Below are 22,728 nucleotides of genomic sequence, written 5' to 3'. Positions count from 1 at the left end.
AACCGGCCTTAACGAAACGGACATTGACCTACTGAAGCCATCATTCCGCTCCTGATCATGGCGACTGGGACACCAGGCACCGGCCGACGACTCGCCAAGGTATGCCCGTTATTGGCCGAAACCGGTTCCACGGCTGGTAGTCCGCCCCTCACACCCCGTCACGTAGGTCACAGCTCGGCCCACTGCCCTTGTTGGAGATCCGGCACTGTGCTGGAATCTCACGGACCGCCGCAGGATCGAGCCGGCGCACAGCGAGCGCGACACCGCGCCGAGCGGCGGCGAGATAGGGGGAACCAGCGCCGGTCACTCAAGACCACCGGGGGGCGCATTCAGGGCGCTCTCCACAACGCCGACACCGTGTCCCTCCGTTCACGCGGAGGGGTGCCTGGTCCAGAGGTTGCGACGCTAGTGCAGGGACGTTTCAAGAGGGATGGCAGCGCTTCGGCGGAGCCGGAGCCGCAGGGCGGGACTGGCCCCAAGGCCGTCGGCTCCTCGCCCCAGCACGCCCAGAAGCCGGGCCAGGCCCCGGCCGGCGACGGCGGCGACCGGGGCGGACGTCCGGGCGCGGCGGCCTCCTCGGCGTCCGGCACGGCGACCCCCGCGGGCACCCCCACGCCCACGGTCAAGCCCGTGCAGGGACCCACCGGCCCCGGCTCCCGGCTGCACCTGCGCAACTGGCGCATCTCCACCCGCCTGGTCTCGCTGCTCGCGCTGCCCGTGGTCGCGGCCACCTCGCTGGGCGCGCTGCGCATCAACGAGAACATGAACGACATCCAGCAGCTCGACAACATGAAGCTGCTGACGGAGATGACCAAGCAGGCCACCGAGCTGGCCATGGCGCTCCAGGACGAGCGTGACCAGTCCGCCGGCCCGCTGGCCCACGGCGGCCTGAAGACGAACGACTACCAGATCAAGGCGTACCAGCAGAAGAGCGACCGGGCCCGCGACAACTTCCTCGACGCTTCCGAGGAGATCGACGCGGCGAGCAAGAACGGCAACCTCCAGGGCGTGCGGGACGCGCTCGTCGGCCTCGCCAACCAGCTCGACGACCTCGCCAAGATCCGCCAGAAGGCGTACGGCTCGAAGCAGAACGCCTCGCAGACGGTCGAGTCGTACCACCGGCTCATCACCCAGCTCATCGGTCTGTCCCAGGACATGGCCGAGGCGTCCAGCAACCCGGAGATGATCTCCCGTACCCGTGCCCTGGCGGCGTTCTCCACCGCCAAGGAGTACGCGTCCGTGCAGCGCGCCATGATCGCCGCGGCGCTGCCCCCGACGCCCGCCACCAAGGGCGACCTGACGGAGAACGACCGTCTCTACGGCCAGTCGGCGTACGAGAGCGAGAACTCCGAGCTGGCGATCTTCCGCAAGATCTACGCGGACCACGACGCCGAGGAACTGCTGCGGCCGATCGACGAGGGCAACCCGACGATCGAGTCCGCCGACACCTACGCCAAGCGGTCCTTCGAGTCCCCGGACGGTCTCCAGCAGCTTCCGGCGCGGTCCTACAAGGACTGGGTGGACGACAGCTCGACCAAGATCGAGCAGATGAAGAAGATCGAGCACACGCTCCTGGAGGAGATGGAGCAGAAGGCCCGCGAGCTGAAGAGCGCCACCCAGCGTGACGCCATCATCTCCGGTGCGCTGATCCTGCTCGTGCTCGGTGTCTCGCTGGTCGGCGCGTTCGTCGTGGCCCGCTCCATGATCCGCTCGCTGCGCCGGCTCCAGGAGACCGCGACCAAGGTCGCCCAGGACCGGCTGCCCGAGCTGGTCAAGCAGCTCTCCGAGTCCGACCCGCAGGACGTCGACACCTCCGTGGAGTCGGTCGGTGTGCACTCCCGGGACGAGATCGGCCAGGTGGCCGCGGCCTTCGACGACGTGCACCGCGAGGCGGTCCGCCTGGCCGCCGAGCAGGCCCTGCTGCGGGGCAACGTCAACGCGATGTTCACCAACCTCTCGCGCCGCTCCCAGGGTCTGATCCAGCGCCAGCTCTCGCTGATCTCCGAGCTGGAGTCCCGCGAGGCCGACCCGGACCAGCTCTCCTCCCTGTTCAAGCTGGACCACCTCGCCACCCGTATGCGCCGTAACGGCGAGAACCTGCTCGTCCTCGCCGGTGAGGAGCCCGGCCGCCGGTGGACGCGGCCGGTCCCGCTGGTCGACGTGCTGCGTGCCGCCGCCTCCGAGGTGGAGCAGTACGAGCGCATCGAGCTGGCCTCGGTGCCCACCACCGAGGTCGCCGGCCGGGTCGTCAACGACCTCGTGCACCTGCTCGCCGAGCTGCTGGAGAACGCGACGTCGTTCTCCTCGCCGCAGACCAAGGTCAAGGTCACCGGTCACGCGCTGCCCGACGGCCGGGTGCTCATCGAGATCCACGACACCGGTATCGGCCTCTCCCCCGAGGACCTCGCGGCGATCAACGAGCGGCTCGCCTCGCCGCCCACCGTGGACGTGTCGGTCTCGCGCCGCATGGGTCTGTTCGTGGTCGGCCGGCTGTCGCAGCGCCACGGCATCCGCATCCAGCTCCGCCCGTCCGACTCCGGTGGCACGACCGCGCTGGTCATGCTGCCCGTGGACGTGGCCCAGGGCGGCAAGAAGCCCGTTCCGGGCAAGCCCGGCGGGTCCGTGTCCGGTGGTCCGGCCGCCGCGCAGGCCGCCGCGGGCGCGGCCGCGGCCCGGCGGCAGAACGGCGGCCAGGGCGGTGCCCCGGCCGGCGGCGGTCTGCTCGGCGGCGGGCCTGGCCCGCGCGGCCAGGTCGGTTCCGCCCCGGGCTCCCGGGCGCTGCCCGGCACGGGCCAGGGCGGCCGTCCCGGTGCGCCGGGCGGAGCGCGCGGTCCCCAGGGCGGTCCCGGCGGTGCCCCGCAGCAGGGCGGCCGGACGACGGCCGGGTCCGGCGCGGGCGGCTTCGGCGGCCAGGCGCCCGGCGCCCCGCAGGGCTTGCAGGCCGCGCGCCCCGGCGGCCCGCAGCAGGACCTCTTCGGCGGCGGCGGCCGGAAGCGGCCCGGTGCGCCCGCGGAGCAGGGCCGCCGGCCCCAGCTTCCGCCGCGCGGCGGCCCGCGGGCCGAACTGCCCGGCGGTGCCCCGCAGTCGCGCACCCCGGACTGGGCCGGCGGCCCGGCCCCGGTGTCCCGCGCCTCGCTGGACACGCCGCGCGGCCATGACGAGCAGGACCCGGCGCAGACCGCGCACCTGCCGCGCGTCGACGACCGGCAGGGTCCGGGCGCGACCGCGGAGATGCCCCGGATCGACGCCCAGGGACCGGCGACGGGCGCGTTCCCGCGCGCGGAGCTGCCCGGCGCGGACGGCTCCGCCCCGCGGACGGGCCAGTTCCCGCACCTGGACGACGCCCAGCAGACCGGCCAGTACGCCCGTCCGGACGACGCCCGGCAGACGGACCCGTTCGCACGGCCCGACAGCCCGCAGCAGACCGGCCAGTACCCGCGCCCCGACGCCGACCCGGAGCAGGGCCAGTACGGCCGCCCGGACGACGCCCAGCAGACCGGTCAGTACGCCCGTCCGGACAACGCCCGGCAGACGGACCCGTTCGCGCGGCCCGACAGCCCGCAGCAGACCGGCCAGTACCCGCGCCCCGACGCCGACCCGCAGCAGGGCCGGTTCGACGGGCCCGACGCCCGGCAGGGCGGCTCCGACCCGTTCGTCCGTTCCGATGTGTTCGGCAGCGCACCGGCCAACGGCCGGCCGGACGGCGGCGCGCAGCACACCGGCCAGTTCCCGGCCCCGCAGGCCCCGCAGGCGTACGACGGCGGTTACGACGGCGGCTCCACCGGCCAGCACGCCCTGCCCGCCCGGAACAACCCCGGCCACACCGGGCAGTTCGAGCGTCCGCAGCCGGCCGGCCGGGACGAGTTCGGCGCCCCGCGCCCCCCGGCCCCGCAGCAGCGTCCGGTCCACCCGGAGCCCGACCACCGCGGTGCCGCGCAGCGGCCCGACGAGGGCCGGGCGCAGGGTGACGCATGGGCCCTGCCGCCGGCCAGCGGTCCGGGCGACGGCCGTACCCCGCTGTACGACACGCTGGAGACCAACTGGTTCCACCAGCAGCAGGAGCGGGAGAACGGGCAGCAGGAGGGCGCGTCCGCGTCACCGCAGCAGTCCGCGTCCGCTCCGCAGCGGTCCGCGCCGGGCACCGGTTCCTGGCGCACCTCGCCGAACGACGAACTCGTCCGGCAGGCCGAGCGGGTCCGGCAGCCCGCGGCGGGCGGGATCACCACCTCCGGCCTGCCGCGCCGGGTGCCCCGGGCGAACCTCGTACCGGGCACGGCCCAGCAGCAACAGCACCAAAGCGGTCCGCAGGTCTCGCGTGCGCCTGACGACGTACGCGGCCGGCTGACCAATCTCCGTCGGGGCATCGCTCAGGGCCGTCAGGCCGGCAGCGGCCAGACCGGCAGCTTCCCGAGCCCCACTCACCAGCAGGAGCGTTAGTTGAGTCCGATGAGCCAGGCGGCACAGAACCTGAACTGGTTGATCACCAACTTCGTGGACAACACCCCCGGGGTGTCCCACACAGTGGTGGTCTCCGCCGACGGCCTTCTGCTGGCGATGTCCGAAGGCTTCCCGCGGGACCGCGCCGACCAGTTGGCGGCGGTCGCGTCCGGCCTGACCTCGCTGACGGCCGGGGCGTCCCGGATCTTCGAGGGCGGCACCGTGGCGCAGACGGTCGTCGAGATGGAACGCGGGTTCCTGTTCCTGATGTCCGTCTCGGACGGGTCGTCCCTCGCGGTCCTGGCCCACCCCGAGTGCGACATCGGTCTCGTCGGCTACGAGATGGCACTGCTCGTCGACCGCGCGGGTGCGGTACTCACCCCGGACCTGCGCGCCGAACTCCAAGGCAGTCTGCTTCACTGACCGGCCCCGGCACCACCCACCTCACAAAAACACCGTCCGGCCGCCACAATCCCCCCACCGGCCCCGTCAGACGGCTTGACTGACCGACTTGCTGTCCCGCCCGGAGGATCCATGACCCCGCCCATCTCCCATCATGATCCGTACGCGGAACCGTACGGGGACGAGGGCGACCAGCCGCTGGTGCGTCCGTACGCCATGACCGGCGGCCGGACCCGGCCCCGCTACCAGCTCGCCATCGAGGCGCTGATCAGCACCACGGCCGACCCGGCAGCGCTCATGGGACTGCTCCCGGAGCATCAGCGGATCTGCCACCTGTGCCGCGAGGTCAAGTCGGTCGCGGAGGTCTCCGCGCTGCTGGCCATGCCGCTCGGTGTGGCCCGGATCCTGGTGGCCGACCTCGCCGAGGCCGGCCTGGTCGCCATCCACCAGCCTGGTGGCGACGAGAACAACGGCGGCGCTCCGGACGTGACGCTGCTCGAAAGGGTGCTCAGTGGACTTCGCAAGCTCTGACGCGGGCCGGGCCACCACCTCCGCGAAGATCGTGGTGGCGGGCGGCTTCGGCGTGGGCAAGACCACGTTCGTCGGCGCCGTCTCGGAGATCAACCCGCTGCGCACAGAGGCCGTCATGACGTCCGCGTCCGCCGGCATCGACGACCTCACCCACACCGGGGACAAGACCACCACCACGGTGGCCATGGACTTCGGCCGCATCACCCTGGACCAGGACCTCATCCTCTACCTGTTCGGCACCCCCGGACAGGACCGCTTCTGGTTCATGTGGGACGACCTCGTCCGCGGCGCCATCGGCGCCATCGTCCTCGTCGACACCCGCCGCCTCGCCGACTGCTTCCCCGCCGTCGACTACTTCGAGAACTCCGGCCTGCCCTTCGTCATCGCCCTCAACGGCTTCGACGGACAACAGCCCTACTCCCCCGACGAAGTCCGCGAAGCACTCCAGATCGGCCCCGACACCCCCATCATCACCACCGACGCCCGCCACCGCGCCGACGCCAAGAGCGCCCTCATCACCCTCGTCGAACACGCCCTGATGGCACGCTTGAAGTAGCACTCAAGTACGACAGACGGCAGGGCAGTTGCCGTACCGGTTCCGGAGCCGGCTGTGGCCTTTGACACGGTCGGCTCCGGTGTTCATAACAGTTCGGCAGAGGAATCGCCGGTGATCGCCACGCGACGCGGTCGTCCGGTGCCGCTGCGCGCACGTTCGTCCCGCCTTTTGGCAAGGCTCGCTCTATATGACCGTTTTATCTCGCGTTTACAAGCGCTCCGTCACCGGGCCTCCACTGTTTGGAAGTGCGCTGGTCCACGTGCTGGAATGCCTGAACTGCCCATGGGTCGAAGACGTACTCCGTAGTGGTCTATGGCGAACCGGGCTCTGAGAGACTGCGGCACGACGTAGGTGCCGACCGCCGAGAGGTTGTTGGTCGAGTGAGGCGAAGCAAGAACGGTCCCGAGCCGTCGGCACGGGGCAACTTCACCCCGCCGCCGCGCGCTGCGGCGCCCACCCCCGTTCCCGGTGCGGAGCCGACGGCCACTTCCTCGGCCGGCGGCCGCTTCTCGCCGCGCAACTGGCGGGTGCCCACCCGGCTGAACGCCATCCTCCTCATACCCGTGGCGGTCGGCCTCGTCATGGGCGGCTTCCAGGTGAAGAGCTCGATCGACACCTGGCAGCAGGCCCGGGACGCGGAGAACACCGCGCGACTGGTGCGCGCCGCCCTCGCCTACGCCGACGCCCTGGAGAACGAGCGGGACGTCACCGCGGCACCGCTGCTGCTGAACAAGAAGGACGCGGCGGGCAAACAGACCGTCGACGCCGCCCGCAAGGCCACGGACCAGGCCGCCGACGCCTTCGACCAGGCGGCCGCGAGCATGCCGGACGAGCCCGGCCTCAACCGCCGGCTGAAGCTGTTCCACGAGGACGAGCCCTCGCTGGCCCAGCTGCGGCAGTCGGCGTACACCTCCCGGATGACGGGCGTGCAGACGGAGGAGGGCTACGTCACCGTCGCCCACCCGCTGATGGAGTTCGCCAACGAACTGGGTCTCGGCACCGGAAACATCACCTCCTACGGCCGTACCGTCTACGCGATCTCGCTGACCAAGGCGGCGCTGTCGCTGGAGCGGTCGATCGGCACGCACCTGCTGGTCAAGCCCGGTCCGGACGCACCGAACCTCACCACCCAGCAGATCTCCCTGTCCTCGTACGCCTATCTGGAGCGCATCGCGCTGGAGGAGTACAAGGGCGGCGGCACCGAGGCGGACGCGCAGAAGCTGAAGGACGCCAAGACAAAGATCGAGGCGGACGCGGCCGCGCTGGCCCGCAAGGCTAAGGCGGAGAACCCGCAGTACGTCGCCCCGCCGGCCGGGGACACCGGCATGGTCACGGCGCTGGCCACCATGCCGGACACCAGCGCCGCCAGCCGGGCCGCGCTGGCCGGCAAGGGCGTCACCGCCGAGAACTGGTGGGCGGTCAACACCCTGAAGTACAAGGCCTACCGCCAGATCGAGGCGGACATGGCCGACAAGGCGGTGAACGAGGCGTCGGACATCGCCGACAACGCCAAGACCTCCGCCTTCATCACCGGTGCCGTGGTCGTCATCGCCCTGCTCGCCGCGTTCCTGCTGGCCGGGCTGGTGGCCCGGCAGATGAGCCGCTCGATGCGCCGGCTGCGCAACGCCGCCTTCAACGTCGCCGAGCAGCGCCTGCCGATGCTGGTCGACCAGCTCTCGCGCACCGATCCCGGCCGGGTCGACACCCGGGTCACGCCGATCCCGATCACCACCAAGGACGAGATCGGCGAGGTCGCCCGCGCCTTCGACCAGGTCCACCGCGAGGCCGTCCGGCTCGCCTCCGAGCAGGCCCTGCTGCGGGGCAACATCAACGCGATCTTCACCAACCTCTCGCGCCGCAACCAGTCGCTGATCGAGGGCCAGCTCACCCTGATCACCGACCTGGAGAACAACGAGGCCGACCCGGACCAGCTCGAGAACCTCTTCCGGCTGGACCACCTGGCCACCCGTATGCGCCGCAACGGCGAGAACCTGCTGGTCCTCGCCGGCGAGGAGCCCGGCCGCCGCTGGGACCAGCCGGTGCCGCTGGTCGACGTGCTGCGCGCCGCCTCCTCCGAGGTGGAGCAGTACGAGCGCATCGAGCTGTCCGGCGTACCGGAGGCCGAGATCCACGGCCGCGCGGTCACCGACCTCGTGCACCTGCTGGCCGAGCTGCTGGAGAACGCCACCACGTTCTCCTCGCCGCAGACCAAGGTCAAGGTGACGGCGACCCGGCTGCCCGACGGCCGCGTCATGGTCGAGATCCACGACAAGGGCATCGGTCTGACCGCCGAGGACTTCGCGGACATCAACCACAAGCTGGCCAACCCGCCGACCGTGGACGCCGCCATCTCCCAGCGCATGGGCCTGTTCGTGGTCGGCCGGCTGTCCGACCGGCACGGCATCCGGGTCCAGCTCCGCCCCTCGGGCGAGCAGGCCGGCACGACCTCGCTGGTCATGCTCCCCGACGCGATCACGCACGGCGGCGGCGGCGAGATGCCGCTGGACCGCGAGGAGTTCACGGTCTCGCAGATCATCCCGGAGCAGCAGTTCCAGGGTGAGGACTTCGGCCGGCAGCAGCAGCCGCAGCAGCGCACCGCCGCCGAACTGGGCTTCGACGACAGCCGGTACAACGAGGTCCCCGACGACGCCCGGGATCTCGACCCGGTCGGCCGGACGCGGCTGCGCGAGGAGCGCCGTGCCGCGCTGGAGGCCCAGGGCCACGGACAGCAGTCCGAGGCGCCCCGGCAGGAGTCCGCCGAGGCCCCGGCCGGCTACCAGGACCCCTTCACCGGGCAGCACGCCTTCCCGGAGCAGCAGCCCTACGGCGAGCAGGAACCTTACGGCGAGCAGCCGCAGCAGCCGTACCAGGAGCAGCAGCAGGCGTACGGCGAGCAGCCGCAGCAGGCGTACGGGGCGCCGGCGTACGAGGAGCAGCAGCACTCCACGGCGTACGAGCCGTCCTACGAGCAGTCGTACGACGAGCGGTACTACGCGCCGGACGGTGAGGCGTCGCAGCACGAGGGCTTCTCCCCGGCCGGCGGCTACGGCGAGTCCGGGGCCCCGTACGCGGAGCCCGCCCGGACGCCCTCCTACCAGGACGACTGGCCGCAGCAGGACGGCTACCGCAACGGCTATCCGGCCCCGTACGCTCCGGAGACGGGATCGCCGCAGGCCGGTGACGTGAGCGAGCCGGACCGCGTAGGCTTCGACCGTCCGGGAACGGCATCTCCCGCCGCCCACGAGCTGACCGACGCCGGGCTGCCCCGCCGCGGTGCCCCCGCGAGCGGCTCCCCCGACGCCGGAAGCCCGAACGGCACGCCGCGCGCGCGGCAGGACGGGCCGGCCCCGGCACCGGGCGACGCACCGGACGCCGGCGGCGACAGCGGCTGGCGCACGGCGAACGACGAACGGTGGCAGCAGGCCGCGCAGCTCCGCAAGCCCAAGGCGGGCGGGGTCACCGCCTCCGGCCTGCCGAAGCGGGTGCCCAAGGCCAACCTGGTCGAGGGTTCCGCCGAATCCACCCCCCAGGGCGGCCCCCAGGTCTCCCGCGCCCCGGAGGACGTCCGGGGCAGGCTGAGCAACCTGCGCCGGGGCGTCCAGCGCGGACGCAGCGCAGGCAGTGAAACGAACGGCCAGGGCTTCGGTCCTGACAGCACCTACAACCAGGAGCGTTAGTGTGAGCCCGATGAGCCAGGCGGCACAGAACCTGAACTGGTTGATCACCAACTTCGTGGACAACACCCCGGGGGTGTCCCACACGGTGGTGGTCTCCGCCGACGGACTCCTTCTGGCGATGTCCGAAGGCTTTCCCCGCGACCGTGCCGACCAGCTCGCGGCCGTCGCCTCCGGTCTGACCTCGCTGACCGCGGGTGCCTCGCGCATCTTCGAGGGCGGCAGCGTGAACCAGACGGTTGTGGAGATGGAGCGAGGATTTCTCTTCATCATGTCCATCTCCGACGGTTCGTCGCTCGCCGTCCTGGCCCACCCGGAGGCGGACATCGGCCTCATCGGGTACGAGATGGCCCTGCTGGTGGACCGCGCGGGCACGGTTCTCACCCCGGATCTCCGCGCGGAGCTCCAGGGCAGCCTTCTCAACTAGTAATCGGACGATGCGTATGCGTGTCCCGGCACCGTAAGGTTTCGGGACGCGGCACCCCAGGGATGGGGGCCCGGCGCAGTCGGAGGAGGAGAAAGTGGCAACACCCCCAGGCGGATCGTCTACGGGCAACTGGTCGTACGGCCCCGGACAGGGCCAGGGTGACGGTTCGGCGAACCGGTACGGCTACCCCTCCACCCCCGGCCACCGTCAGCCCTACGTCCCGCAGGGCCCCGGCCCGTCGCCGTACGACCAGCCGCAGGGCCCCGGCCCGTCCCCGTACGACCAGCCGCCGGCCCCGCGCATCCAGCCGGTGCAGCCGCAGCGCCGTCCCGAGCCGGCCCCGGCGGCGGCGAACAACCCCCTGGTGCGTCCGTACGCCATGACCGGCGGCCGGACCCGCCCGCGCTACCAGCTCGCCATCGAGGCGCTGGTGCACACCACCGCTGCTCCGCACCAGATGCAGGGCCAGCTGCCCGAGCATCAGCGGATCTGCAATCTGTGCCGGGAGATCAAGTCGGTGGCCGAGATCTCGGCCCTGCTGACGATCCCCCTCGGCGTGGCCAGGATCCTCGTCGCCGACTTGGCGGAGGCGGGCCTGGTCGCCATCCATCAGCCCGGCGGCGACGAGAACGCCGGTGGCCAGCCAGACGTGACACTGCTCGAAAGGGTGCTCAGTGGACTTCGCAAGCTCTAGCGGCGGTCCTTCCCGCTCCACCACCTCCGCGAAGATCGTGGTGGCGGGCGGCTTCGGCGTGGGCAAGACCACGTTCGTCGGCGCCGTCTCGGAGATCAACCCGCTGCGCACAGAGGCCGTCATGACGTCCGCGTCCGCCGGCATCGACGACCTCACCCACACCGGGGACAAGACCACCACCACGGTGGCCATGGACTTCGGCCGCATCACCCTGGACCAGGACCTCATCCTCTACCTGTTCGGCACCCCCGGACAGGACCGCTTCTGGTTCATGTGGGACGACCTCGTCCGCGGCGCCATCGGCGCCATCGTCCTCGTCGACACCCGCCGCCTCGCCGACTGCTTCCCCGCCGTCGACTACTTCGAGAACTCCGGCCTGCCCTTCGTCATCGCCCTCAACGGCTTCGACGGACAACAGCCCTACAGCCCCGACGAAGTCCGCGAAGCACTCCAGATCGGCCCCGACACCCCCATCATCACCACCGACGCCCGCCACCGCGCCGACGCCAAGAGCGCCCTCATCACCCTCGTCGAACACGCCCTGATGGCACGGCTGCGGTAACACCGCCGGTCAGGCAACCCGTGAGGGCTCCTGTGACTCTTTTTTGAGTGACAGGAGCCCTTTCGTCATGTCTACGGGGATGAACGTGCTGAACGTGATCGAGATCGACGGCTGGCCGGCGCTGGTCTGGGCGGCGGTGCTGCTGGCGCCGAGCGCGCTGGTCTCCTCGGCCCTGCTGTTCCCGCTGCGGGCCCGGCTGCGCGGCAGGCTGGTCCTGGGCTGGCTGACGGTCTTCCTGACGGCCGTCCTGCTGTCCCTGTGGACCCCCGGCCTGCGCCTGACGTCCCTGTGGCCGGCCCTCTGCCTGGCCACCGTGTCCGTGCCCCTGGCCGCGTGGGCGCGGAAGCGGGACGGGGGACGCCGGGACGGCTGACCCAAGGTCCGCAGAGTCGCGCCGGAAGAGGGCGCGGGCATGCCGCGGCCCCGCAACTCCCGGAGGAGTGGCGGGGCCGTGGGACGCGCTCGGGACGTCAGTGCCAGCTGTGCGGGGCGCGGAAGCCGCCCTCGCGCTCCAGGCGGCGCCAGCCGGCCCGGGGGCGGCCGCGGTGGACCGGGGTCGTGGACGGCTGGGCGGCGACGCGGGCCATGAGGATCGCGGTGATGGCGGCGACCTCCTCGGGCTCGGCGTGGCCCTTCTCGACGCGGATGTCAGGAGTGCTCATGGGTGTCAGTCTCCGGGAGAGAGGTGTCCGCTGGGTTACTGCGGGGGGTTGCCGTGCTTGCGCGAGGGCAGGTCGGCGTGCTTGGAGTGCAGCATCGCCAGGGACTTCACCAGCACCTCGCGGGTCTCGGCGGGGTCGATGACGTCGTCGACGAGGCCCCGCTCGGCCGCGTAGTACGGGTGCATCAGCTCGGCCTTGTACTCCTTGACCATCTTCTGCCGCATGGCCTCGGGGTCCTGGGCGGCGGCGATCTGCCGGCGGAAGATGACGTTGGCCGCGCCCTCCGCGCCCATCACGGCGATCTCGTTCGTCGGCCAGGCGTAGGTGAGGTCGGCGCCGATCGACTGGGAGTCCATGACGATGTAGGCACCTCCGTACGCCTTGCGCAGGATGAGGGAGATCCTCGGCACGGTCGCGTTGCAGTAGGCGTACAGGAGCTTCGCGCCGTGGCGGATGATTCCGCCGTGCTCCTGGTCGACGCCCGGGAGGAACCCGGGGACGTCCAGGAAGGTGACGATCGGGATGTTGAAAGCGTCGCACATCTGGACAAAGCGTGCAGCTTTTTCGGACGCCTCGATGTCCAGGACGCCCGCCAGGACCTGCGGCTGGTTGGCGATGATGCCGACGACCTGGCCGTCGAGCCGGGCGAGGGCGCAGATGATGTTGCGCGCCCAGCGCTCGTGGACCTCCAGGTACTCGCCGTCGTCGACGATCTCCTCGATGACCTTGGCCATGTCGTAGGGCCGGTTGCCGTCGGCCGGGACCAGATCGAGGAGGACGTCCGAGCGGCGCTCCACCGGGTCGGAGGAGTCCGCCCGCGGCGGGTTCTCGCGGTTGTTCTGCGGCAGCAGCGACAGGAGGTAGCGCACCTCGGCGATGCACGTCTCCTCGTCGTCGTAGGCGAAGTGGCAGACGCCGGAGGTCTCGGCGTGCACGTCGGCGCCGCCGAGGCCGTTCTGCGTGATCTCCTCGCCGGTCACGGCCTTGACCACGTCGGGGCCGGTGATGAACATCTGCGAGGTCTCGCGGACCATGAAGACGAAGTCGGTGAGGGCGGGGCTGTAGGCCGCGCCGCCCGCGCACGGGCCGAGCATCACCGAGATCTGCGGGATGACACCGCTGGCCTTGGTGTTGCGCTGGAAGATGCCGCCGTAGCCGGCGAGGGCGGAGACGCCCTCCTGGATACGGGCGCCGGCGCCGTCGTTCAGGGAGACCAGCGGCGCGCCGGCCGCGATGGCCATGTCCATGATCTTGTGGATCTTGGTGGCGTGGGCCTCGCCCAGCGCGCCGCCGAAGATCCGGAAGTCATGGGCGTAGACGAAGACCGTGCGGCCCTCCACCGTGCCCCAGCCGGTGATGACACCGTCGGTGTACGGCTTCTTGGCCTCCAGGCCGAACCCGGTCGCCCGGTGCCGGCGGAGCTGCTCGACCTCCTGGAAGGACCCGGGGTCGAGGAGCAGCTCGATCCGCTCGCGCGCCGTCAGCTTGCCCTTGGCGTGCTGCGCCTCGGTCGCCTTCTCGCTCGGGCCGGCCACGGCCCGGGCGCGGATCTCGTGCAGTTCGGCGACCCGTCCGCGCGCGTCCGTCGGCTCGCCCGTCGGCTCACCCGTCGTCTCTTCCAAAACGGTCATGTAGCGACCTTACGAAGGACACGAAGAAAAGCGAGCCGTCGACTCTGTACAGTCTCCGGCCCGTTTTCCTGGTGCCAGTGAACAGAACCATCAGGCGATGCAGGCGTTCCGACTGCTCAGACGGGCATCCTTTTGTAGGGAAGCCACAAGGCGGTCAGCCGAGGACCACCTCACATTCGTGGGTGGCGCATGCCATCCCCGGAGTGACACGGAGCCTCAGACGGCGGCCCGCCGAGAGCACCTGGACGCCGTCGCCGGCCCGGGTGACCGCGCGCACCGGATGGTCCCAGACCAGCTCCAGCGGGACGCCGGTGCGGGGTGGCTCGCTCACGCGCAGACTCGCCGTACGGCCCCGGCGGACGACGAGCACGCTCGCGCCGGCCGAGACGGTGAGGTCTCCTACCGTACCGGTCCCCCAGAAGGTGTACGCCCTCAGGCCCAGCCGGGGGACGGCGACGGCCTGGGCGGTGGTGTCGTTGGCGAGGACGGTCAGCCAGTGCGGGCCGGCGGCGCGGGCGGCGGTCTCGGCGCGGCCGGCGCCGGGCAGCAGGACGTAGGTGTAGCGGGCGTCCCGCGGGTCGGTGCCGTGGTCGAGCCAGAGGGTCTGCCAGCGCCGGGTGCGCCGCTCGGTGCTGCTGGTGGTGTTGATGTCGGACCAGGCGCCGGTGCGGTCCTCGCGCAGGGTGCGCAGGTCGCCGCCGTGCGGCAGGAGCCAGCCGCCGTGTCCCTCCAGGTGCGCCCATCCCGGGCCGCGCGCGAAGGTCTGCGTGCCGTTCTCGCCGAGGTTGCGGTTGTCCACGACCGTCACGGCCGGGAAGCCGTCGGTGGAGGTGATCCCGGCGCCGAGGCAGACCACGGCGTCGTCGAGGAAGAACCAGGACTTGCGGGCCTGGAGGGTGGAGCCGAGGCCCTTGAGGTGCTGGCCGACGGCCGCGTAGGTGCCGTCGGTGGTGCCGCCGACCCAGCGGACGTCCGGCCGGGGGGCGCCCCACTCGCCGCCGGCCCGGTCGGCGAGCGGGAGAGTCGACACGGTGGTGCCGGGCAGCCGGTACCAGTCGACGGTGGGCCAGTACCAGTCGGTGTACTGGTCGCTGCTCCCGGACGGCCACCAGTACAGCATTCCGGAGCCGGTGTGCCAGCCGCGCGGATTCTCGCCGTTGCCGCACTCGTAGTGGGCGATGCGGTCACCGGCCATGGCCAGGGCCGCGGTGAAGCGGGGCGTGCGGTGGACGGCGCGGTCCATGGCCGGGAAGAGGCGGTGGCCGGGGGGCTCGGGCGCGGCGGGGACCGGCGAGGCGGCGACGGCGTGCAGCCGCGCCAGGTCGGCGACGCCGAACTGACGGGACGTCAGCATCGGTACCACGGTGTCCCGTTCGATCCAGCCCTTGATCATGCCGTGCCAGCGCCGCCGTTCGCCCTCGCTCGCGCCGGCCGCGAGCAGGGCGAGGGCGGCGATCAGGGCCTGCCCGTGGTAGTGGTCGCTGCGCAGCACCTGCTGGTCGTCGGAGCGCAGGTAACCCCGGCTGATGGCGCGGCCGTTGACGCAGTCCATGACCAGTCCGTCGTGGATCAGCGGCGCGTAGGCGCGCTCCACGCTGTCGAGGACGTGCTGCCGGGCGGGGTCGGTGATCTCCCACGGCGATCCGGCGAGCAGCGCGAACAGCCGGCCGAGGCCGTCGAGCAGGACCTGGCCGTAGGTGCCCGAGTAGGCGACCCAGGTGTGCTGGACGAAGGAGCCGTCGGCGTAGAGCCCGTCGCCCTCGGTGACGTACGGGAAGACGGGCGAGAGGGCGTCGCGGGCGAGGGCGGTCTTCTCCGGGCTGCGGCCGAGGATGCCGCGCAGGGCGACCGAGCGGCACAGGTCGACGCGGTTGGCGCCGGTGGAGGTGCCGGAGTAGTCGGTGAGCAGGGTGTCCGGAATGAAGTGGTCGACGGCCGCGCAGGCCGCCGCGATCCGGTCCGGGCCCGCCTGCTCGTACAGCGCGGCCGTGATGTCCAGCAGGAGGCGCGGGCTGCCGATCTGCCACTCCCACCAGTTGCCGTAGCGGGTGGTGGCGGGGTGGTAGACGGTGGCGGAGAGGTGGTCAAGGCCGCGCAGTACGGCGGTGAGCAGCGCGGGGTCGCCGGTGACGCCGGTGCCGGGCTGCGCGTACGCCTGGGTCATGGTCCACAGGCGGCCGTAGCTGAAGGTGATGCCGGACGGCGGGTCGAAGGGGTGGCCGGGCCAGAGGGAGGCCGGGGCCGGGGCCATGGCCGCCTGGAACTCCCGGGACCGCTGCCCGAGTCCGGCGAGCCGGGAGGCGTACGGCTCGGCGGCCGGGTCGTAGCCGGTGCCGAGCGCGATGCCGAGCCAGCGCCGGCGCAGCGTCTCGTACGGGTCCTCGCCGGCCGCCCGCGCGCCGTGCGCGGGGGCGGCGGCGAGGGCGGCGGCCAGCAGCAGCGCGCGTCGGGTCGGACCCAGGGCCCCGGTCACCGCCCCGCCCCCGGCTCAGCAGCCGCCGCAGTTGTAGTAGAGGACGTCCCAGTGGCTGCCCTCGTCGGCGTAGATGTTGCCGGACCCGGACTGGTACTGCGGGGCGCCGTCGCCGCGCAGACCGATGTAGGTGAAGGTGTTCTTGACGTACGACGTCACGCACGTGTTCTTGCCGTAGTCCAGTTTGTAGCCGTTCCAGTGCGAGTAGGTGCCGGAGGCGTGGCCGGTCTCGGTGCCGCCGGTGATGTTGAGGGCGCAGCCGCTGGCGCTCTTGAGGGTCTGGGCGCCCTGGGCGGTGGCCAGGTTGAGCTGCTCGAACGACGTACAGGTGGAGTTGTTGCGGTCCGAGCAGTTGCCGGACGACGACCAGGTGATGCCGGCCTGGCGGAACATCGACGTGGCGGTCGCGTGGCTGATCTTCGTGACGGCGAACGCGTCGGTCGCCGTGCCGAGGACGGCGATACCGGGCGCGGCCACGAGGGCGAGCGCGGTGACGAGCGAGCGCAGCGTGAACGGCTTCATGGGGACCTTCCTGCGGTGGGCCGTGGTTTCGCGGGGGGCGGCTGTGCAGGTGGTGCAGGCAGATGGTGCCCGAGGGGCCGGGGGCCGCGCCAGAGGGCGGACACGACCGGGCCTAGCCGAACTCGCACCACACGATCTTGCCCGGATCGCGTTCCCCCACGCCCCACTTGTCCGCCAGCGCGGCGACGAGGAGCAGCCCCCGGCCGTGCTCCGCCACCGTGGACGGCTCCGGGACGCGGACCTCGCCGGGACCGCTGTCGTGCACCTCCACCCGCAGGACGCCGTCGGCGTGCCGGGCCAGGCGGAGCAGGAAACCCCGGCCGGCGGGGACGCCGTGCAGCACGGCGTTGGTCGTCAGCTCGCTCACGCAGAGCAATACGTCGTCGCCGCGCTCGGTGGCGGCCCACTCGGCCAGCGTCCGCCGGGCGAACTCCCGTGCGAACCGTACCGACCTGCGGTCACGGCGGCAGAAGACCTGGCGGGCGTGGGAGTGCTGAGTCTGTGCGTTCACGAGGCGAGTGTCACTGTGTGTCACTACAGTGGGTCAGTGAGTGAGGTCGTAGTTCTCATTGCTACGAGTCCACTACGACGGATCGGCGTGCGTTCGGGGGAAAGGAACGGCCATGCACGCGGCATCGAGGCCCAAGAAAGTCGGTTCGTGGTACGCGGTGGGTGCGCTCGTGGCGCACTACAGGAAGAAGGCGCGTCTCACGCAGGAACAGTTGGCGGAGCTGGCCAGCATCTCCGTCGACACGGTCAGGTCGATCGAGCAGGGGAGGCTGGCCCTCCAGCCGGACCGCGCCGAGCAGTTCGATGAACTGCTGGGTACAGGCGGGGCGTTAACGGTGGTGGTGGCGAAGCTGCCGGTCCGGGACCGGATCGTGCAGTTCGCGCAGGGGCTGGTGGATCACGAGCAGGAAGCGGTAAGCGTCCTCTCGTACCAGAGCCTGGTGGTTCCAGGACTCCTTCAGACACCCGAGTACTGCCGTGCGGTCTTCGACTACCGCTATCCAGCGATCGGCAGCGAGACAGCCGAGCAGTGGGTCAACGCTCGTATGGAACGGCAGTTGATCTGGCAGCGGGAACGACCGCCGGTGGGGCACTTCGTGCTGGAGGAGAGCATCCTGCGGCGGGATGTCGGCGGGCCGGAGGTGATGCGGGCGCAGATCCGGCAGATCCTGGAGTACACCGAGCCCGTCCACATGAGTTTCCAGATCATGCCCGAGAGCCGGACACCCCACGCTTGTCTCGACGGTCCGATGGTGCTGCTGGAGACGCCCGAGTACGAGCGCCTGATCTACCTGGAGGTGCAGCGCGCCAGTTTTCTCGTCGATGATCCCGATGAGGTCAGCGACTATCACCTCCAGTATGGAATGCTGCGGTCCCAGGCCCTCTCACCCGACGAGAGCGTGCGCCTCCTGAAGGGACTGCTAGGAGAGTCATGAACACCGCAGCACTGGCATGGTTCAAGTCCAGCTACAGCGGCAGCCAGGGCGGCGACTGCCTTGAAGTCGCTTGCGATTGGCGCAAGTCCAGCTACAGCAGCGACGAAGGTGGCAACTGCGTCGAGGTAGCCGCGCACCCCGCCGCCGTCCACATCCGCGACTCCAAGATCCCGGCCGGCCCCGTCCTCACCCTCTCTCCCGGCACCTGGAGCGAGTTCCTCAAGGGCGTCTAGGGCTCAGTAGCCTCCGCCGAAGTCGCCGCCGCCCCCGCCGAAGTCCCCTCCGCCGCCGCCGTCGAAGCCGCCTCCGTCACCGAAGCCGCCCCCGAAGTCTCCGGGGTCGAAGTCGGTGCCGGAGACGTCTCCGCCCTGGTAGCCGCCCGCGCCGTAGTCGCCGAAGTCGCCGTACCCGGTGCCGTAGTCCGCGGCGTAGGCGGGGCCCGCCATCAGGCCGCCGAGCATGGTGCCGACGAGGAGGCCGGGCAGCAGGCCGCCGCCGAAGTAGCCGCCCGCCCAGGGGCCGTAGGCCGGGCCCGCGTCCCAGTACGGGCGGCGGCCGTAGTCGGTGTCGACCTCGCGGACCACGGGATCGCGCCCGTCGGCCAGCCGGGCGGCGTCGGCGGCGCAGACCGGGACCCGGCGGTCGGCCCCGCCCGGCGGGGTCCAGGTGGCGTCGGTGACGGACGGGCCGTGGCGGGGGTCGAAGAAGCACGGCGGGCGGCGCTCCGGCAGCGGGCGCCCCTCCCGGCGGGCGGCGAGCCGGGCGAGGGAGAAGCGGCCGTCCTCCAGCGCCTCGGTGACCGGGCGCACGTCCTCCGGGCGCTGTGCGGCGGCCATGCGCTGCTTGGCGGTGTCGTAGGCGTCGAGCGCGTGCTCGTAGTCGGCGCGCTGGGCGTCGTCCGCGCCCGGTTCCGCGGGCTGGAAGTCCAGGCGGTCCAGCTCCTCGCCGAACGCGGTGATGTCCTCGTCCACGACCACCCGCAGCCGGTCCAGGGCGGCCCGCTGCTCCTGCTCGCGCCGCCGCCGGCCGCGCCGCACCAGCGCGTACGCGCCCGCGCCCGCGGCCACCAGGACCGCGGCCGTCGTGATCAGGGCCGTGCCGGACACGCCGTCGTTCCCGGCCGAGCCGCCCCAGCTCTTCGGGGCACGGCCGCCCATGTTGGCCAGGGCGCGGTCGGTGAAGTCGGCGAGCTGGGCCTTGGCGTCCTCGCCCTGGACGCTCGCGACCAGATTGCGCCGGGCCGTGGGCGACAGGACGGAGGAGTCGGCGCGGGCGTCGAAGCGGTCGCCGAGGCGGATGCCGTACAGACCGGTGACGCCGGTCGCGGCGCGCAGGTCGGAGAAGAGGTTCGCGGTGCGGTAGCCCGCCGGGAGGACCGCGATGAACACGGGTTTCCCGGCGTCCTTGATCCGCCGGCCGAGGGTGTCGGCGTCGGCCGCCGAGAGCTGGTCCCGGGCGGCCGGGTCGACGTAGACCGGGTTCGCCCGCAGGGCACGGGCGATCTCGGAGACGCCGGTGGCCGCACCGGCCCCGGGTGCGAACGTGGTCGTCAGCACCAGGACCAGCACGGCCAGCAGCAGTGCGGGGAGGCTTCGGTTCCGCGACACGGCCTTCATGTCTCGAACCTACCCGAAGCCTCCCGGAAGCGGTCGGTCGTGCGGCGTCCGGGTCAGGCCGCCCGGTAGGCCGCCGCCAGCTTCTCCACCGCCTTTCCGTACCGTCCGGTCAGCAGCAGGTGGTCGGCGTCGGCGAAGGGCCGGGAGACCGCCTCGGTGAGGTGGCCGGCCGCCTTCTGCTGGACCAGCAGCCGGGCCCGGGCCACCAGCGCGCGTCCGGTCCGTCCGTCCCCGTGCCGCTCGGCCGCCGCCGCCCGGACGGCGAGGCCGCGCAGGGTGGCCGCGTCGCCCTTAGGCGCCGGGGCGAGGGTGGTCAGGCCCCAGCCGTACGGGAACTGCGGGTCGTACGCCGTGTCGCCCACGTTGACCGGGAGCTGCGCCTCGGACTTCGGCCAGGTGACCGGGAGCCGGCCGGTGAAGGCGCGCCTGCCGTAGAGGACGTCGGCGACGCCGTCGCCCTCGGTGCCGGGCAGCCAGGAGGCGACCAGCGCGTCGATCCGGTCCAGCCGGTCGCCGATGAGCTGCGGGCGGCCGGAGACGATCAGCACCGCGCACCTCATCGCCGCGCAGACCTTGTCCACGGCGGCCTGGTCGGCGGCGGACAGGGCCAGGTCGTGGCCGTTGCCGACATCGCCGGCGCCCTCGGCGTACGGGGTCTCGCCGACGACGACCACCCCCACGTCGTAGCCGTCGGTCGGGGCGGAGGCGTCCTTCGAGTAGGTGACGTTCCCGCCCGCCCGGCGCATGCCCTGGAGGATGGTGGTGCCGGGCACGATGTTCCCGGAGGAGCCCTGCCAGGTGACGGTCCAGCCGCCGGTCTGGTTGCCGATGTCGTCGGCGTTGGACCCGGCGACGTACACCTTCTCGCTCTTCTTCAGCGGCAGCACCCCGCCCGCGTTCTTCAGCAGCACCTGCGACTCGGCGGCGGCCCGGCGGGCGACCGCGCGGTGGGCCGGCGAGCCGATGGCGGCGGCGCCGCGGGTGTCGGCGTACGGGTGCTCGAAGAGGCCCAGGCGGAACTTCTGGGTCAGGATGCGGGCGACGGCGTCGTCGATCCGCTGCTCGCTGATCCGGCCCGCCCGCACCTCGGCGACGAGATCGGTGGCGAACTCCTTGTACGAACTGGGCACCATCGCCATGTCCACGCCCGCGTTGACGACCGTGCGGACGTGTGCGGCGTAGTCGCCGGGGAGCTGGTCGAGGGCGTTGTAGTCGCTGATCACGAAGCCGTCGAAGCCCAGGCGGCCCTTGAGCACGCCGTCGATCATGTCGCCGCGCGCGTGCATCTTCACGGCACCCTGGCCGTCACCGGTGATGTCCAGCGAGGAGTACGACGGCATGACCGTGCCGATGCCCCGCTCGACGGCCTGCCGGTACGGCGCGAGGTGGATGTCCTCCAACTGCTCGCGGGTGACCTTGGTGACGCCCTGGTCGATGGTGTAGCCGCCCGTGGTGGAGGAGCCGTACGCGGTGCCGCCGTCGGCCACGAAGTGCTTGGCGGTGGCGAGCACCTTGTCGGCGCGGTCCAGGTCGGAGCCGTCGGCGCGGCCCTGGAGACCCTGGATCACCGGCTCCATGGCCTGCACGAGCGCCGGGTCCTCGCCGTAGGACTCGTACGAGCGGCCCCAGCGTTCGTCGCGGCTCACGCACAGACAGGGCGCGAAGTCCCAGGGGACGCCGGTGGCGCGGACCTCGGCGGCCGTCACCGCGCCGGTCTCGTAGGCGAGGTGCGGATCGCGGGCGGCGCCGATGCCGATGTTGTGCGGCAGGATCGTGGCACCGACGAGGTTGTTGTGGCCGTGCACCGCGTCGACGCCGTAGACCAGCGGTATCTGGAAGCGGGTGGCCTGCGCGCGGAGCTGGAAGCCGTCGATCATCCGCGCCCACGCCTCGGGGGTGTTGGGCGTGGGGGTCGAGCCGCCGCCGGACAGCAGGGAGCCGAGGGCGTAGCCGGTGACGTCGGCGCCCTGGCCCACGGCGCCGCGCTCGGCCTGGGTCATCTGGCCGGCCTTCTCCGCCAGGGACATCCGGCCCAGCAGGTCGGCGACCCGCTTGCGGACCGGCAGCCGGGCGTCCAGGTACGGCAGTCCGTGGGCGTCGATGACGACCTGCGGGGTCTCGGCGGGCGCCTTGGCGCCGGTGACCGTCAGCTTCAGCGGGACGGTCTCGGCGGGTTCGGCGGCCTTGTCCCGGCGGGTGGGCACCTCGACGGTCCGCGCGGTGCCGGAGGCGGTGCCGGCCGGGAAGGTGAGGGTGCCGGTCACGGGCGTGTAGTCGGCGCCGGCGGTGGCGGTGCCGTCCGCCGTGGCGTAGGCGACGGTCACCGGATCGGCGAGCGGCTGGTCGCCGGTGGTGGCGACGGTGACCTTCACCTTGGCCGTGCCGCCCTCCCGCACCGGGTAGACGGCCGCGTCCGTGGTGACGGAGGCGCGCAGCGCCGGGTCGGCCGTGCCGTACAGCTCCACGCCGTCCATGGCGAAGTCGCCCTTGGCGCCGGGCGGGAGGGTGACGGAGTAGCCCCACATGGCGGTGAGGCCGAGGACGTGGTCGATGCCGCCGACGGGCTGGTAGTCGGTGCGGTACGCGAAGTCCGTGAAGGGCAGTTCTATCTGCTTCCAGCCGGTGAAGTCGTCGGTGAAGGAGGCGTTCCACAGCTCGGACGCCTCGCCGTGGGCGCCGCCGTCCTTGATCTCGAAGGTGATCTTCCGGCCGTTGTTCCGGCCGTCCCACCAGAAGCGGATGCCCCGGCGGCCGGACCAGTCGTGGGCGGGCGCGGCGGCGGCGTAGTCGTGGGTGAAGCCGCCGTAGCCGCTGATGTCGTAGCTCCCGGCGAGCACCTTGGCGCCCTCGGGCGCGTCGGCGCGGTCGGCGAGGCGGAGCGCGGGCCGGTCGTCGGTGTCCCCGCCCCAGGTGAAGATGCCCTCGGCGGGCTGGGCGGCGAAGGGGACCTCGCCTTCGAAGCGGTCGACGGCGACGGGCGCCGGTGTGTCGGCGGCTCGCGCGGTCGCCGCCCAGGGCAGCAGACCGGCGAGGAGCGCGGCGGAGGCGAGCAGGGCGGTTCTGCGCATGGACCTTCCCTCGGCTCTCATGTTTCAC

The 22,728-nt window shown here is 72.0% G+C and carries 18 protein-coding genes; 11 read left to right on the top strand and 7 right to left on the bottom strand.

The window, feature by feature from the left end:
* Positions 1-408: 408 nt before the first annotated feature.
* The 9 genes from ACH4OA_RS21510 to ACH4OA_RS21470 all read left to right on the top strand — a co-directional run bounded on the left by ACH4OA_RS21510 (position 409) and on the right by ACH4OA_RS21470 (position 11,656).
* The gene (locus ACH4OA_RS21510) at positions 409-4,437 is read left to right on the top strand and encodes a nitrate- and nitrite sensing domain-containing protein (RefSeq protein WP_397940371.1); all 4,029 of its coding nucleotides are present in this window, start codon (positions 409-411) and stop codon (positions 4,435-4,437) included.
* A 9-nt stretch (positions 4,438-4,446) separates the two neighbouring features.
* Complete coding sequence (locus ACH4OA_RS21505) at positions 4,447-4,860, top strand: roadblock/LC7 domain-containing protein (protein WP_023546525.1); 414 nt, start codon at positions 4,447-4,449, stop codon at positions 4,858-4,860.
* A 111-nt stretch (positions 4,861-4,971) separates the two neighbouring features.
* Positions 4,972-5,370, top strand: coding sequence for a DUF742 domain-containing protein (locus tag ACH4OA_RS21500; protein ID WP_397940369.1), 399 nt, complete (start codon positions 4,972-4,974; stop codon positions 5,368-5,370).
* Positions 5,351-5,926, top strand: coding sequence for an ATP/GTP-binding protein (locus ACH4OA_RS21495; protein ID WP_181793988.1), 576 nt, complete (start codon positions 5,351-5,353; stop codon positions 5,924-5,926). The genes ACH4OA_RS21500 and ACH4OA_RS21495 overlap by 20 nt, the downstream gene beginning before the upstream one ends.
* Positions 5,927-6,306: 380 nt before the next feature.
* Positions 6,307-9,603 (top strand): nitrate- and nitrite sensing domain-containing protein, encoded by a 3,297-nt coding sequence (locus ACH4OA_RS21490; protein ID WP_397970211.1) that lies wholly within the window; start codon positions 6,307-6,309, stop codon positions 9,601-9,603.
* A gap of 10 nt (positions 9,604-9,613) precedes the next feature.
* Positions 9,614-10,027, top strand: a complete 414-nt coding sequence (locus ACH4OA_RS21485; protein WP_004983065.1) for a roadblock/LC7 domain-containing protein — start codon at positions 9,614-9,616, stop codon at positions 10,025-10,027.
* 94 nt (positions 10,028-10,121) lie between these two features.
* The gene (locus ACH4OA_RS21480; protein ID WP_397944647.1) at positions 10,122-10,721 is read left to right on the top strand and encodes a DUF742 domain-containing protein; all 600 of its coding nucleotides are present in this window, start codon (positions 10,122-10,124) and stop codon (positions 10,719-10,721) included.
* Positions 10,702-11,283, top strand: coding sequence for an ATP/GTP-binding protein (locus ACH4OA_RS21475; protein ID WP_093769009.1), 582 nt, complete (start codon positions 10,702-10,704; stop codon positions 11,281-11,283). The genes ACH4OA_RS21480 and ACH4OA_RS21475 overlap by 20 nt, the downstream gene beginning before the upstream one ends.
* Before the next feature lie 67 nt (positions 11,284-11,350).
* A complete protein-coding gene (locus ACH4OA_RS21470) occupies positions 11,351-11,656 on the top strand; it encodes a hypothetical protein (RefSeq protein WP_397943061.1) in 306 nt (101 codons plus the stop codon).
* Between the two features lie 97 nt (positions 11,657-11,753).
* Here the strand turns inward: ACH4OA_RS21470 and ACH4OA_RS21465 are convergent, their stop codons facing one another.
* The 5 genes from ACH4OA_RS21465 to ACH4OA_RS21445 form a co-directional block, all read right to left on the bottom strand.
* Positions 11,754-11,945 (bottom strand): acyl-CoA carboxylase subunit epsilon, encoded by a 192-nt coding sequence (locus tag ACH4OA_RS21465; protein WP_397970209.1) that lies wholly within the window; start codon positions 11,943-11,945, stop codon positions 11,754-11,756.
* A gap of 35 nt (positions 11,946-11,980) precedes the next feature.
* A complete protein-coding gene (locus ACH4OA_RS21460; RefSeq protein ID WP_397943057.1) occupies positions 11,981-13,576 on the bottom strand; it encodes an acyl-CoA carboxylase subunit beta in 1,596 nt (531 codons plus the stop codon).
* A gap of 154 nt (positions 13,577-13,730) precedes the next feature.
* Positions 13,731-16,049, bottom strand: coding sequence for a polysaccharide lyase 8 family protein (locus ACH4OA_RS21455; protein ID WP_397970207.1), 2,319 nt, complete (start codon positions 16,047-16,049; stop codon positions 13,731-13,733).
* Between the two features lie 15 nt (positions 16,050-16,064).
* Positions 16,065-16,571, bottom strand: coding sequence for a hypothetical protein (locus tag ACH4OA_RS21450; protein WP_397943054.1), 507 nt, complete (start codon positions 16,569-16,571; stop codon positions 16,065-16,067).
* A 112-nt stretch (positions 16,572-16,683) separates the two neighbouring features.
* On the bottom strand, positions 16,684-17,082 hold the full coding sequence (locus ACH4OA_RS21445; protein WP_397943052.1) for an ATP-binding protein: 399 nt from the start codon (positions 17,080-17,082) through the stop codon (positions 16,684-16,686).
* A gap of 112 nt (positions 17,083-17,194) precedes the next feature.
* On the opposite strand from ACH4OA_RS21445, the gene ACH4OA_RS21440 reads away from it, so the two are divergent.
* Together ACH4OA_RS21440 and ACH4OA_RS21435 are read left to right on the top strand one after the other, a co-directional pair.
* Positions 17,195-18,016 (top strand): Scr1 family TA system antitoxin-like transcriptional regulator, encoded by an 822-nt coding sequence (locus ACH4OA_RS21440; protein ID WP_397970205.1) that lies wholly within the window; start codon positions 17,195-17,197, stop codon positions 18,014-18,016.
* Positions 18,013-18,249 carry a DUF397 domain-containing protein gene (locus ACH4OA_RS21435; protein WP_397970203.1) on the top strand — a complete coding sequence of 79 codons (237 nt, stop codon included), beginning with the start codon at positions 18,013-18,015 and terminating at the stop codon, positions 18,247-18,249. Before ACH4OA_RS21440 ends, ACH4OA_RS21435 begins: the two co-directional genes overlap by 4 nt.
* Before the next feature lie 3 nt (positions 18,250-18,252).
* On the opposite strand, the gene ACH4OA_RS21430 is transcribed toward ACH4OA_RS21435, so the two are convergent.
* A complete protein-coding gene (locus ACH4OA_RS21430) occupies positions 18,253-19,632 on the bottom strand; it encodes a hypothetical protein (RefSeq protein ID WP_397970201.1) in 1,380 nt (459 codons plus the stop codon).
* 53 nt (positions 19,633-19,685) lie between these two features.
* On the bottom strand, positions 19,686-22,700 hold the full coding sequence (locus tag ACH4OA_RS21425; protein ID WP_397970199.1) for a glycoside hydrolase family 3 protein: 3,015 nt from the start codon (positions 22,698-22,700) through the stop codon (positions 19,686-19,688).
* Between the last annotated feature and the right edge of the window lie 28 nt (positions 22,701-22,728).

The sequence above is a fragment of the Streptomyces sp. NPDC017095 genome, from assembly GCF_044332325.1.
Taxonomy (GTDB): domain Bacteria; phylum Actinomycetota; class Actinomycetes; order Streptomycetales; family Streptomycetaceae; genus Streptomyces.
The sequence above is the reverse complement of the archived record's forward strand: the minus strand, read 5'-3'. Positions and strand labels throughout refer to the sequence as shown.

Excerpts from the sequence above, each read along its gene's own strand:
- ACH4OA_RS21505 (WP_023546525.1), top strand. The coding sequence starts at position 4,447 with ATGAGCCAGGCGGCACAGAACCTGAACTGGTTGATCACCAACTTCGTG.
- ACH4OA_RS21500 (WP_397940369.1), top strand. The coding sequence starts at position 4,972 with ATGACCCCGCCCATCTCCCATCATGATCCGTACGCGGAACCGTACGGG.
- ACH4OA_RS21485 (WP_004983065.1), top strand. The coding sequence starts at position 9,614 with ATGAGCCAGGCGGCACAGAACCTGAACTGGTTGATCACCAACTTCGTG.
- ACH4OA_RS21470 (WP_397943061.1), top strand. The coding sequence starts at position 11,351 with ATGTCTACGGGGATGAACGTGCTGAACGTGATCGAGATCGACGGCTGG.
- ACH4OA_RS21465 (WP_397970209.1), bottom strand. The coding sequence starts at position 11,945 with ATGAGCACTCCTGACATCCGCGTCGAGAAGGGCCACGCCGAGCCCGAG.
- ACH4OA_RS21460 (WP_397943057.1), bottom strand. The coding sequence starts at position 13,576 with ATGACCGTTTTGGAAGAGACGACGGGTGAGCCGACGGGCGAGCCGACG.
- ACH4OA_RS21450 (WP_397943054.1), bottom strand. The coding sequence starts at position 16,571 with ATGAAGCCGTTCACGCTGCGCTCGCTCGTCACCGCGCTCGCCCTCGTG.
- ACH4OA_RS21440 (WP_397970205.1), top strand. The coding sequence starts at position 17,195 with ATGCACGCGGCATCGAGGCCCAAGAAAGTCGGTTCGTGGTACGCGGTG.
- ACH4OA_RS21435 (WP_397970203.1), top strand. The coding sequence starts at position 18,013 with ATGAACACCGCAGCACTGGCATGGTTCAAGTCCAGCTACAGCGGCAGC.
- ACH4OA_RS21430 (WP_397970201.1), bottom strand. The coding sequence starts at position 19,632 with ATGAAGGCCGTGTCGCGGAACCGAAGCCTCCCCGCACTGCTGCTGGCC.
- ACH4OA_RS21425 (WP_397970199.1), bottom strand. The coding sequence starts at position 22,700 with ATGCGCAGAACCGCCCTGCTCGCCTCCGCCGCGCTCCTCGCCGGTCTG.